Annotated in this window: 15 protein-coding genes; 9 read left to right on the forward strand and 6 right to left on the reverse strand. The window is 40.9% G+C overall.

What is annotated here, in order from left to right:
• The first annotated feature begins 2 nt into the window (after positions 1–2).
• The 3 genes from IGI44_RS00615 to IGI44_RS00625 all read left to right on the forward strand — a co-directional run bounded on the left by IGI44_RS00615 (position 3) and on the right by IGI44_RS00625 (position 2,113).
• A complete protein-coding gene (locus IGI44_RS00615; RefSeq protein WP_438785835.1) occupies positions 3–923 on the forward strand; it encodes an ABC transporter ATP-binding protein in 921 nt (306 codons plus the stop codon).
• A gap of 1 nt (position 924) precedes the next feature.
• Positions 925–1,641, forward strand: a complete 717-nt coding sequence (locus IGI44_RS00620; RefSeq protein WP_438788883.1) for an ABC transporter permease — start codon at positions 925–927, stop codon at positions 1,639–1,641.
• Between the two features lie 88 nt (positions 1,642–1,729).
• On the forward strand, positions 1,730–2,113 hold the full coding sequence (locus IGI44_RS00625) for an MmcQ/YjbR family DNA-binding protein (RefSeq protein WP_438785836.1): 384 nt from the start codon (positions 1,730–1,732) through the stop codon (positions 2,111–2,113).
• A gap of 16 nt (positions 2,114–2,129) precedes the next feature.
• Here IGI44_RS00625 and IGI44_RS00630 read toward each other — a convergent pair whose 3' ends face one another.
• Positions 2,130–2,426, reverse strand: coding sequence for a hypothetical protein (locus tag IGI44_RS00630; RefSeq protein WP_438785837.1), 297 nt, complete (start codon positions 2,424–2,426; stop codon positions 2,130–2,132).
• Between the two features lie 181 nt (positions 2,427–2,607).
• Here IGI44_RS00630 and IGI44_RS00635 point away from each other — a divergent pair, with 181 nt between their 5' ends.
• Entirely contained in the window at positions 2,608–3,447 is an 840-nt protein-coding gene (locus IGI44_RS00635; protein WP_438785838.1) for an aldo/keto reductase, read from the forward strand.
• Positions 3,448–3,606: 159 nt separating this feature from the next.
• Positions 3,607–3,921, forward strand: a complete 315-nt coding sequence (locus tag IGI44_RS00640) for a hypothetical protein (protein WP_438785839.1) — start codon at positions 3,607–3,609, stop codon at positions 3,919–3,921.
• Positions 3,922–4,272: 351 nt separating this feature from the next.
• Here the strand turns inward: IGI44_RS00640 and IGI44_RS00645 are convergent, their stop codons facing one another.
• From IGI44_RS00645 to IGI44_RS00660, 4 genes are all read right to left on the reverse strand, one after another.
• On the reverse strand, positions 4,273–4,917 hold the full coding sequence (locus IGI44_RS00645) for an ABC-2 transporter permease (RefSeq protein WP_438785840.1): 645 nt from the start codon (positions 4,915–4,917) through the stop codon (positions 4,273–4,275).
• Positions 4,907–5,656, reverse strand: coding sequence for an ABC transporter ATP-binding protein (locus tag IGI44_RS00650; RefSeq protein ID WP_438788885.1), 750 nt, complete (start codon positions 5,654–5,656; stop codon positions 4,907–4,909). The genes IGI44_RS00645 and IGI44_RS00650 overlap by 11 nt, the downstream gene beginning before the upstream one ends.
• Entirely contained in the window at positions 5,653–6,117 is a 465-nt protein-coding gene (locus IGI44_RS00655) for a helix-turn-helix domain-containing protein (protein ID WP_438785841.1), read from the reverse strand. The genes IGI44_RS00650 and IGI44_RS00655 overlap by 4 nt, the downstream gene beginning before the upstream one ends.
• Positions 6,118–6,346: 229 nt before the next feature.
• On the reverse strand, positions 6,347–6,559 hold the full coding sequence (locus tag IGI44_RS00660) for a zinc ribbon domain-containing protein (RefSeq protein ID WP_438785842.1): 213 nt from the start codon (positions 6,557–6,559) through the stop codon (positions 6,347–6,349).
• Positions 6,560–6,827: 268 nt separating this feature from the next.
• Between IGI44_RS00660 and IGI44_RS00665 the strand changes: the two genes are divergently transcribed.
• Together IGI44_RS00665 and IGI44_RS00670 are read left to right on the forward strand one after the other, a co-directional pair.
• Positions 6,828–8,123 (forward strand): putative DNA modification/repair radical SAM protein, encoded by a 1,296-nt coding sequence (locus tag IGI44_RS00665; RefSeq protein ID WP_438785843.1) that lies wholly within the window; start codon positions 6,828–6,830, stop codon positions 8,121–8,123.
• A 5-nt stretch (positions 8,124–8,128) separates the two neighbouring features.
• Complete coding sequence (locus tag IGI44_RS00670) at positions 8,129–8,875, forward strand: TIGR03915 family putative DNA repair protein (protein ID WP_438785844.1); 747 nt, start codon at positions 8,129–8,131, stop codon at positions 8,873–8,875.
• Here the strand turns inward: IGI44_RS00670 and IGI44_RS00675 are convergent.
• A complete protein-coding gene (locus IGI44_RS00675; protein ID WP_438785845.1) occupies positions 8,865–9,236 on the reverse strand; it encodes a TIGR02328 family protein in 372 nt (123 codons plus the stop codon). The genes IGI44_RS00670 and IGI44_RS00675 overlap by 11 nt on opposite strands.
• Before the next feature lie 138 nt (positions 9,237–9,374).
• Here IGI44_RS00675 and IGI44_RS00680 point away from each other — a divergent pair, with 138 nt between their 5' ends.
• Together IGI44_RS00680 and IGI44_RS00685 are read left to right on the forward strand one after the other, a co-directional pair.
• Complete coding sequence (locus IGI44_RS00680) at positions 9,375–10,331, forward strand: cation diffusion facilitator family transporter (RefSeq protein ID WP_438785846.1); 957 nt, start codon at positions 9,375–9,377, stop codon at positions 10,329–10,331.
• A gap of 178 nt (positions 10,332–10,509) precedes the next feature.
• Positions 10,510–12,309 (forward strand): glycerophosphoryl diester phosphodiesterase membrane domain-containing protein, encoded by a 1,800-nt coding sequence (locus IGI44_RS00685; protein ID WP_438785847.1) that lies wholly within the window; start codon positions 10,510–10,512, stop codon positions 12,307–12,309.
• Positions 12,310–12,369: the final 60 nt, after the last annotated feature.

Below are 12,369 nucleotides of genomic sequence, written 5' to 3' on the forward strand. Positions count from 1 at the left end.
TAATGGAAAAATTTATTGTAAAAACCACCGCGTTGTCAAAGCGTTATAACGATCAACCCGTGGTCAAAGATGTATCGATGACCATTCCCAAAGGCAAAATCTATGGGCTTTTGGGACGAAATGGTGCGGGTAAAACGACGATCATGAAAATACTGTTAGGTTTAGCGAGCGCAAGTTCAGGCGAGGTCAGATTGTTCGGCCAAGCGCCAGACAAATACCCGGAAGTGTATTCACGGATTGGGAATATTATTGAGACACCGAGTTTTTATCCTTATTTATCTGGTCCCGAAAATTTAAGTGTTTTTTCTAAGTTGAAGGGTCAGGTACAAAAAAACAGTGTTGCGAAAGCATTAGAGCTGGTAGATCTGAGCCATGCTGAGCACAAACGTTTCGCCAATTATTCCTTAGGGATGAAGCAGCGTTTGGGAATCGCCAATGCATTGATGAACGATCCTGAGTTATTGATTTTGGATGAACCTACTAATGGCTTGGACCCAATTGGAATCGTCGAAATTCGTAAACTGTTGAAGGAGTTAACAGAAATTAAAGGAAAGACGATTCTGATTTCTAGTCATCAGTTGTCAGAGATCGAACAAATCGCCGATATCATCGGTATCTTGCACGAAGGTGAACTGCTGGAAGAATGCGACATGAATCAAATTGCCCAACACAATCAGCGCTTTATCAGTATCACGGTATCGGATAGCCATCAAGCAACCCGATTATTGGAAGAAAACTTGCAGTTAACCAATTATCAAGTCGATGAAAGTGGTACGATCAAAATTTTTGATTTCACCTATGAACCGCAAGAAATCAATTTACTATTTGGAAAAAGTGGGATTGAGGTTTCAAGCCTGTTTATCGGCTCTGGTAATTTAGAAGAACACTTTCGCGAAATTACGGGAGGTGTTGGCATTGCTTAATGTGATTTCAGCTGAATGGATGAAGCTTAGACGTAACAGAATCTTTACCGTATGCTCTTTACTAACGCTATTTTCATCCGGTTTTATGGTGTTTAAGGATCTAGTCATTGTTGAGCGACCACCAGAAACTTATCAGATGTGGTTGATGGGGATCTATATGGTTGTGGGGATGATGTTATCAATTATGAGTGGTTTTATTATTACGTTTTTAATGCAGCGAGAATATGAGGATCGAACGATCAATAATGTATTAACTGCACCAACCTCTAGAGGCCGCTTCCTTTTAGGAAAAGTAAGCATTTGGTTTATCTGGTACATTCTTACGCTCGTAGGGGTTGTTATCATCTATACGATTGGCGGTTGGCTGATCTATCCTGAAACTTTTGGCTTCACTGGAGCGAAGACACTCGTCCTAACGCTTTTAAAATACTGCTTGTTGAGCTTTGTTGCCACACTTCCGTTACTAACTGTCAGTGTTGTACAGCGAAAATTATTTTATCCAACAATTATGGTCGCTTTGGCTTTTACTGGAATTGAAATGTTCGCAATGAATATGCCTTTCAAAATAGCGCGGATCATTCCGTGGTCCGCAGTGGTTGTCCAAAGCTTAGTCGAGCTGCCGTTGAAGGATGATCTAGTAACTTTGGGGAGTATTTTTTTGACCGGAATCGTTGGTGTTATAGCGGCTTATTGGCTATTTAAGAAACAGGATCTGTAGAAAATAGTTTCTTATATACAGACAGTGTTTGAAAACGCTATACTAGATAAATAGAAAAGTAATTTAGCTCACTATCTAAGGAGGAGTTATGGAGAAGTCAGAAATACAGCAGCGCATCGAAACCTTTAAGGCCTTCGGTGAAACGCTTAAGGGTGCAAAGGTTTATTTTCGCGAAGATTGGGAAGTTCTTTATTTTGATTTGCAAGGGAAGATGTTTGGAATGATGAGCGATCAGGCGGATGAGGATGCGATTATCACGTTGAAAAATCTACCTGTAAAAAATGAGGAACTACGGGAGATATACGCCGGTACTGTGATTCCGGGGTATTACACGAATAAAAATCATTGGAACTCGATCAAATTGGCTAGTGAAGAACTAGATGATGAGGCCATCAAGCAATTGATTGAAATTTCCTATCAATTGGTGTACCAGAAGCTGACGAAAAAACAAAAAGCGGAAATTGAAGCTTAAAAAATGGCGCTGCGAACTACGCAGCGTCATTTTCATTGTTCGCTTTCTCAGACCAATGCAAGGCCAAATAATAGCCAGTAATACCCATACCAATCACAAAGCACGCGGCATCGAAGCTATTGATGTCTGGCTTGAAGAGTGCATAAAGGATTACGACTACTAGCCAATTTACGATTCCCCATAACACATTTGTCGAAGCGGAAGCCGGTTTTTTCCAAGGAACAGCCCATTTTTCAGCAGTAATTCCTTTAACAAAATGTGGAACGCCGTTTGCAAATAGCATACCCAAAACGATACAAATAATCGAATCCATTGTAATTATCTCCTTCTAACGTGTTCATTCTGTAGTATACCTCTTTCGGTATCATTTTTCTTCCTACTTTAAAAAAAATTATCGTTAGCTGAGCAGAGGATTTAACAGCAAAGAGAACTTGATGTTATGGTAGAAATGAACAACGTAAGGAAACACGAAAATAAAAAGGAGGAATTTACTGATGAAAGCACCATTAATTACTATGAATGATGGTCATCAACTACCAGCAGTTGGCTTAGGCACGTATCAGATTCGTGGAGGAGAAGGACTTGATCAAGTCTTGACGGCTATCCAGGATGGGTATCGCTTGTTGGATACCTCTACGAATTATGATAGTGAAGGGATCGTGGGTGAAGCGATTCGCCGTTCTGGGATTCCTCGTTCTGAATTCTTTGTAACGACGAAATTGCCTGGTAAGTATCATCACTATGAGGATGCATTGATGATGATTCAAGAATCCCTGTTCCGAATGGGCTTGGATTATTTTGATTTGTATTTGATCCATTGGCCACTGCCAAAACGCGGGTTATATGTGGAAGCGTGGAAAGCGATGGTAACGGCGCAAAAATTAGGCTTGATCCGCTCGATTGGGGTATCGAATTTTGAACCCGAGCATTTAGATAAGATCATTAGTGAAACCGGTGTGACACCGGCGGTCAATCAAATTGAGATCCATCCTTATTGGGTACAGGAACGAATGGTAAAAGCGGATAAGGATCGAGGAATCATTACTGAGGCGTGGAGTCCTCTTGGACGCGGCAGTGATGCACTGAAGGAAGCGGTAATCACAGAATTAGCTGAAAAATATGGAAAAACGCCAGCTCAAATCATTTTGCGATGGCATGCGCAACGCGGGATCGTACCAATTCCTAAATCACGTAATTTGCAACACCAACGCGAAAATTTAGCTATTTTTGATTTTGAATTGACGCAAACAGAAATTGAACGCATCAACCTGTTGGAAAAAGCTGATGGACGGATTGAGGGGCAAGATCCAAACGAATACGAAGAGTTTGACTAAAGCACCGTGTTGATTTGGACATTAATTATAATATGAAGGTAACTAGGTTCCCCATCGCCTTTCCCCCTAAAAGTTTATTCTATAAACAATTAATTTTTCATTCAAAAACGTTTTCAACTGTGGCATACTGGAAAGTAGAGGAGCTGCAAGGAGGGCGTAATGAAAAAAGTAATAGCACTGGTGGGGGTATTGGCAGTCGCATTTCTATTTTTCTGGTTCACTCAAAAAGAGGAAGCAGAACAGACCGCGACAACGACGGATTTCTCGCAGACGGAGCAGGTTGAGCCTAGCGAGGATTTTTTTACCAATCGTGACTTAAACGAGTTAGAGATGGTGACGTATCCACGTCACAAGGAATTGATGGAGGATCTGACTGGCGAGGGGAAACTAGTTAGAAAGTCAACACAAAAAGATTTTGTCGGAGCAAAAGCCAACGGCGATGGTCTCTCATGGACCGCTTATTTCGAGAAGTAAAAACGTTTTGATCACTAGCTGATCAAAACGTTTTTTTGTCAGTCGTGCTTTTCCCAGTTTTAACTGCGTGTAATTATCTATGTTAGAAATGGCAGATAATTTTGGTTGGGAATGTTTAGCACGATGATAGGCGTACGAAAATGATTATCCTTAATTCGAGTTAGCTGCGAGTTATGCTTTTTGCAGTATTTCGTTTTTGACCTGAATTTATGGCATTTCTACAATCTATCGATCCAGATGTTTAGCATAATCGTATGCGTAATGAGAATAGCAACAACTTTTTCGATTTTTGAAAAAGTTGTTACATAAAAACGAAGTAGCTGTGCCTCCAAACAATAACATTTATGAAGCTTATAGATTCACCTGACTAAATCGTCGAACGGAAATTTTATACGTAGCCCACATGGCAACGGCATAAATAAGGATGCCAATTCCTAAGATCGGAAGTTGTTGCATTTGGCCCTTAAGAGTTACTGAATCCAGCCAAGTAAGTCCAGGAAAATGCACAAGACATTCTACGATTATCGCCAGAAAAGTTGCTGGAAATAATCCCTTTAGAAAAGAGGTCCCAACCTTATAAACGGTTTTAAAATAAGAGGTTAGAAAGATGAAATTAAAGCAAGCGAAAATCATTAAGCCAAAGCCGTAAAAGGCAACATTTGCTTCGATTCCTACTGGATTAGGCTGTGAAACCAGCTGTAAGCGCAGAAAGGCAAATGGGATAGAAATCAGGATCGTCAACATTTGCGAGACGAGTAGAACCAGCCATTTTCCTAAAACGACCTCTGATTTTTTTAATGGTAGCAAGCTAGAGTAATAAATATCATTGGTTTCTCGTGTGTACATCAGATTCACAAAGTTTCCGATCAAGCTAAAGAGAAAGATCATCGTGTATGGATATGCCGGAATCAGCAACAGCGGCCCCATCAAGGTAAAGATTATCAAGTTGGGATGGGCGGCTAAGCGAGTTTCTTTATATAGTAAATTAGAAATCATATTGTTTCCCCTCCATTCGCACCATAATATCTTCTAAGCTGAGAGCTTCTGTTTCACCAGGGTGCTTCAAATATTGGAAATAATCGACAAATTCTTTTTTTGGCGCGTCTTTGATCAATTCACCGTCTTTGATATAGATGATTGCATCCGCACATTTTTCCAAATCTGATGTGATATGCGTCGAGAAAAGAATACTTTTATCGCCGTTTTTAACGATTTGTTGGAAAATCTCGATCAGGTCATCCCGTGATACTGGGTCAAGGCCGCTAGTGGGTTCATCAAAAATAAACAGTTTGGCTTGATGTGAAAGCGCCAAGGCAATCAAATATTTGACCTTCATCCCAGCTGAAAGCTCTTTAACCTTCTTATTTGGGTCCAAAGAAAAGAGCTTTAAATAGCGGTGATAAGCGGTTTCATCCCAATCGGCATAAAATCGTTTGGTGACTGTCGTGATATCCTTGATTTTCTTTTCTTTATAAAAATCAATCCCGCCTAAAACAACACCGGTTTTTTGTTTAGAGGAAAGCTCATTTTCCAGAAACAGCTTCTCAAACATCATAACTTTTCCATGATCCACGGGAATTAAGTTTAGTAAAGCTTTTAAAATAGTTGTCTTTCCAGCACCATTGACGCCAATCAAGCCGATGATCTTGCCCTCTGGCACTTGAAAGCTGACATTTTTCAATGAGAATGTCGGATAATTTTTAGTGAGTTCTGTAACTTCTAGTAAGTTCATCAGGATTCCTCCTTTTGATCAAAAATATTCTCCATTAGATTTCCTGTCATCCGCATGAAGGTTTCGCTATCAATCAAGGCAATGCCAGCAGAGGCGGGATTGGTATCTCCCAGAACAACCAAACTATCACCGGTTTCGATATTGAGCAGATCACGTGCTTTTTTAGGTAAGACAATCTGTCCGCGGGCCCCAACTGGAACGATTCCAAAAATGTGTTTGCCTGCGGGGCCGATCGGAATCCCTTCTGTTTCTTCATTATGACGAACCAAGTCAGTTAAGGTTACGTCGTAGAGACTAGCTAAGGCATCACATTTGATGACGTCAGGTAAGGAATCGCCATTCTCCCATTTAGCGACGGCTTGCCGTGAGACACCTAATCTTTCTGCCACATACTCCAACGACCAATTATTTCGATTTCTTAATGATCGCAAATTGTTAGCGATCGGATTATTCTGATTATTCATACTTTTCATCCTCCTTGATTACACTTTAGCTTACTTAAAAAGAAAATAGAACCAACTATCGTTAACGAATTTGGTTATGTTTAGTTACAGATAAAAATTTGAACAGTGCTTTTTGATTAGGAATCTAAGCCTTGAAAGGGGTTTGGAGTAGGGAGAAAAGAGGTTGAAGATTTACATTCCACTATAATAGAATGCAAACAAAAAAACGGCAATCGCCGTTTTTTTTTGTTTAGCTTCCCATCAGGAAGTCAAGAATATTCCAGCCATCAGAGGTTTCTCCGCGGTAAAGTTCCGTGAAGCCACATTGCTTGCAGCTGATCGTGATAAATTTTTTATTTTGAACATCGAAAATTTTTGAGAAATTTCCGCCAGTTGCTTGAAACTGGTCAGAAGTATAATGTTGACACCCACATTTATCACAAACAAATTGTTTCCTTTCCATCTCTTTTCCACTCCTTTTTCATTTTCAAGCCGAATACAATCTAGCTGTGTATGTCTCAATCCTTGATACTTTTGATACACCCACTTTTGGTATCTGCAATTTTATAAATTGCAAAAAGCTAGGCTTGTATTCTCTTTGATAGTTAAAATTATACCAAATTCATCGCGGTCTTCCTCCGTCTTTAGGAGTATCTATTTCAATTATCTTTGACAAACGCCGTTTTATTTGGTTAAATAAGAACATACGTTCGTATCGAGAGGGTGTTTTTATGGAGCTAGAAAGAAAAATTGAAATTTTAGCGGAATCTGCGAAGTATGATGTTTCTTGCTCCAGCAGTGGCGTGGAAAATAACACACGAACGGGGACAGTCGGCAGTACTCAACTTTCTGGTATTTGTCATTCGTTCACACCCGATGGGCGCTGTGTATCGTTATTGAAGCTGTTATTTACCAACGCCTGTATTTTTGATTGCCATTACTGCATCAATCGCAAATCCAACGCGATCCCGCGAGCGACCTTTACGCCGCAGGAAGTGGCGGACTTAACAATGGATTTCTACATGCGTAATTATATTGAGGGCTTGTTCTTGAGTTCAGCAATTATCAAAAATCCGGACTACACTTGCGAACTTTTGATCAAAACCTTGAAAATTTTGCGTGAGGAAAAAGGCTTTCGCGGGTACATCCACGTCAAGGCAATTCCCGGGGCGGATGAGAAATTGATCGAGGAATTGGGTTTTCTGGCGGATCGAATGAGCGTCAATGTCGAATTACCTTCCCGCGAAAGTCTGAAATTACTGGCTCCGGATAAAGATCCGTTTGACCTATATAAGCCTATGAAGCAAATCACAACGGTAAAAAAAGAACAGGAATTTTTACCAGCGGTTCGACGAGGGCCTAGCTTTGTACCTGCTGGACAGTCCACTCAGATGATTATCGGAGCTAGTCCTGAGAGTGATCGTTCGATCGTGAAGATTTCGGAGAATCTATATCAAAAGTATCAGTTGAAGCGGGTGTATTATTCAGCGTATATTCCGGTTAATCAGGATAATCTTCTACCAGCAGTTACGACAGAACCGCCATTGTTGCGGGAACATCGCTTGTATCAAGCAGATTGGCTGCTGCGGTATTACAAATTTACGGCCGATGAGATCTTGTCGGAGGACAAACCGAATTTTAATCTTTATCTCGATCCAAAAGCCAATTGGGCAGTTCAGAATTATCAACGTTTCCCCGTCGATGTACAGACTGCATCCTATGATCAATTGTTGCGAGTGCCGGGGATCGGACCAAAAAGCGCGCAAAATATTGTAAAAGCACGCAAGTATTATCGGTTGCATTTAACGGATTTAAAAAAATTAGGGATCGTGATCAAGCGGGCGCAATATTTTATTGCTTGTAACCATGAGACACCAGCCGGATTGATCAAGGACCCAGAGTGGATCATTACGTCATTAATTTCCTCAAAACAGTACGAGGTGTTAAAAAAACACAACACCCAATCAACCAGTGAACAATTGTCATTATTTGATGTTGAGCGCTTTGAACATGCGAAAAGTAGGTGAGTAGGATGCGGGAATCAACGGAGCACTGGGAGTATGACGGAAGTTTTTTAGGGTTTATGACCGTCGTGGATCGCAGCTTTCGGGAAAAACAATTTCCGACGCTGATTTTATCGCCGGAAACTGCGGTAGAAAGTCTATTTTTAGCAGAGTGGGTCGCTACCGATCCCGTCCGCGGAGAAAAAATCTACCGTCGTTTGCGCCAAAAGCTACGACCGGAAAACTTTCTTTTTATTCAAAATGGGTTTTATTCAACTCTTGAAGGTAAGGAGCGTTATTTACTGGACGCGATTGAGATCGCTTTGCAGACAAGAGATTTATTAGAGAATCATCTGGGGCATCCTTCCATCTTAGCATTACGAAAAAGTATTCGTACGATGCTCGGTGAGAATCATGCCTTGCAAGGTTTTGTCCGGTTTGAATATGTTGGCGATGTATTATTCAGTAAAATAAATCCGAAGCATTATGTAATGCCCTATCTATGTCCACATTTTTCGGAGCGTTATCCGCAGGAAAAAATCATGATCTATGATGAGACGCACGAGCTGTTGGGTATCATCGATCATGGCGCTATTCATTTGATGGAAAACACCAGCTGTCCGGAATTTGACGAAGCAAGTAATGAACAGGAGATTCGTCAGCAATGGAAAACCTTTCTGCGAGCAGTCACGATCGATGAGCGCGCAAATTATGTGGCTCAACGGAATCATCTGCCTTTGCGTTTTCGCGGCAACATGACCGAGTTCAAGGCTTAGGAAGAACAATGCCTTTTTGCGCCAGATTAAGTAAGCATTCTTCTAAATAAGCGTTGTTGTGTTCAGGATACAATGGTTGTGTGATGGGTAATGGCTGGATTCTATCCAGTCGTGGCAGATTTTTTCCGCGGTACAGCGGATCGTACCATAGCGGATCGGGCGTGTATCCCCGCTGCTTCATTTCAGCCAGAACCAAAAGATGAAACTGGAACAATTTATAGTAAGGGTGAGTGAAGACGTAATCTACGGTAGCGTGCTTCTTTCCCCAGCCTTTTCCCCGTAGTGCAGCCACTTCACGATGTTGTCCAAGTAACTGTTGCCTAGGAAGCAGTGGAATCAACGCTTCATGCCAAAGACGCATCTCTTTTCCTCCATTCTTCTTCAATTGGATTTTTTCATAAATCATAGGGCTTGACGAATGTTTTGCTTGAGAGGCTTTGCTTTTATGATTTTTCTATTCTGATTTATAATAGGAAGCATTAGGAAGCGAGTGAATTACATGGAAGAGAAAAAAACGCAAGGATCGATGGCGGTCTTGGCGGCATTACTGGCGAATGTGCTGGTAGCGGTCAGTAAGTTCATCGGTTACATGCTTAGCGGCAGTGCCGCAATGATGAATGAAAGTATCCACAGCGTCGTGGATTGCAGCAATCAAATCTTGTTATTATTTGGTGATCGCCGGGCAGCTCGTGGTCAAAGTGACTTGCACCAATTCGGAGAAGGCCGAGCAAAATATTTTTTTAGTACTATTGTAGCAACGATGCTGTTTTTTGGTGGTGGCGCGCTGGGCATTTGGGAAGCGGTAGAGAAATTATTCCATCCTAGCCATGAAGTGGCGAATCCATTAATCGTATTAGGCATCTTGGCTTTCGGTATCTTAGTGGAAGGCAGTTCATTACGCGTGGCAATCAAGGAAATTCGTGAGCTAAATACTGAGAAGCTGCCGCTGTTTAAATTTCTGCACGAAAGTCGTCACAGTGAAATTTTGATTATTTTCACGGAAGATTTTTGTGCGGTCATCGGTTTGGTTTTGGCTATCATCGGGACGTTGTTGACGATGGTTACTGGGAATCCGATGTTTGATGCCTTGAGTGGGTTGCTGATCGGGATGATGCTATTATTTGCTTCAATCTTTTTAGCTCGGGAGTTTTACAGCTTAATTATCGGAGAAAGCGTCTCTAAAAATGACTTAATGAAAATTCAAAATGCCTTCAAGCGTGATGAGGTAAAAAAAGTAATCGACATCAAGACCGTGCATTTAGGACCTACGGAAGTGATGATTGCTGCGAAAATAGATATTGCAGACTCCTATGAAGGTGTCAGCTATGATGTGGTAAATCAAATCGAGCGAGTAATCCGCAAAGGCCTGCCAGACAAGAAGGCCTATATTTATATCGAGACCGACGAGTTTGATCCGGACTATGATCGGAAACGCCAAACCCAATCGGACACATGACCTGTGCCCGATTGTTCTACTTCCTGCTTTAGCCGGTTGGTAGAATGGTGTGCGTAACGAAAATTAGAAGCATTTTTGGTTGGTTAAAGCCAAGATTATTATCTCAAAACGAGTTAACTAGTAACTTACTATCGCTCATTCAATTGCCCTACATCTGTTAGATAGAGGAGGAAATCAGATGTCTTCACTGCGCTTCTTTTTTACTTATTCACGTGAATTTCTCCGTCATTGGGGAAGCTACATTCTTTTAATTGTTGGAACGAATATCGCTTTAGAAATGATAGTAATTCCAATTGTTCAATTTTTGATCGCATTCATTTTAAAGCAGGGAAATATTCCTTATGTGTCCAATACAAATATTTTGACGATCTTAACCAAGCATCCCGCTGTATTAGGTGCTTTACTGTTGCTTTTAGCGTTGGTCTTAACCTTGGTTTTTCTGCAATTTACTTTCCAACTGTTTGGAATCAAAAGTATTCAAACAAAAGAAAATCGGTCGCTTTGGGATTTATTTAAGCAATCGCTTTACCAGATGCGGCATTTGCGTCCAGAGACCTTCTTTTTCTTTCTTTTCTATTTTGTATTGATCTTGCCTTTTGCGAACGCAATTTTCCGAACCCCGTTATTAAGCAAAGTGACGATTCCGGTGTTTATTTTGGAAGCGTTGAGTGAAAATCCGTTGTTTTTAGGAATATTGACAATTGCTTCAATTGCCGTATCTTATATTGGAATTCGGTTATTATTCGTGCTGCCGTTGATGATTTTTTCGGATGATTCACCGAAAGCCGCTATTGCTAAAAGCTTAGAGCTAACGCATCATCGGTTTTGGCACTACGCATGGCGAATCTTCTTTTTAACTGGGATTTTATCTTTAGTCTCGTATGTTGGCTATGGGATAAGTTATGGTCTTCAAGTAGGCTTGGATTTGCTGCCGAAGCCGTTTCCTGCAATCGGTGCTATGCTGACTTTATCAAGTATCCAATTGTTTAGCCAATTGATGCTGGCATGGGCCGCAGTTTTATACTTTAGTGTGTTGGTTCAAAAATTTTATCCTTTAGTAATCAGTGGCGAACGTCCTTTGAGATTAGTTCGACCAAGTTTATGGACGCGGATTGCCGCAGTAATTTTATGTATTTTTTTAGGTGGGACGACCTTACTCAGCAATGTTCTTTATCTAACAGGACTGGAGGATTCGATTCCATTAACGATCTCCCATCGCGGAGTAGATAACGGAAATGGCGTTCAAAATACCATTCCGGCGATGGCAGCGACGATTAAAGAAAAGCCTGATTACATTGAAATGGATATTCAGGAAACAAAAGATCGTCAATTTGTTGTATTTCACGATAAAAACCTAAGAAAGCTGACCGGGCGAGATAAGACCACCCATGAATTGACGCTGAGTGAGATTCAAGAGCTGCAAGCTGTTGAAAATGGTCATGTAGCCCCTATCGCAAGTTTTGATGATTATTTGGCTTTTGCTAATGACCATCATCAAAAACTACTGATCGAGATCAAAACGAGTTCAGCCGATTCCAAAGAGATGGTGAGACATTTCATCGAGAAATATCAAGCAACAATTTTAGCCAATCATCATCGTATCCATTCTTTGGACTATCAAGTGGTAGCAGAGATAAAGGAGAAGGCACCAAAGTTGTATGTCAGTTATGTCTTGCCTTATAATTTAGTATTCCCACAAACGCCGATGAATGCTTATACAATGGAGGAAACAACATTAACCAGTGATTTTGTTCGTCGTGCCCACGAAGAAGACAAAGATGTTTACGCTTGGACAGTGAATGACGCAGATTCTATGGATCGAATGATTTCTCTAAATGTTAACGGCATTGTAACGGATGATCTTAAAACGTTACAAGATCAAATTAAGGTCTATGAAGATAATCCTTCCTATGCGAAGCGAATTGAGATGTACATCAATCGCTTACCGACACTGGATCAACGAATCAGCGAGAATTAGGAAAGAGCGAAAAAAATTCATTAAATTTCCATAGAGTTTTCGTAAAAGATTTTCGAACAG

The organism is Enterococcus sp. DIV0756 (assembly GCF_051710745.1).
Lineage (GTDB): Bacteria > Bacillota > Bacilli > Lactobacillales > Enterococcaceae > Enterococcus_A.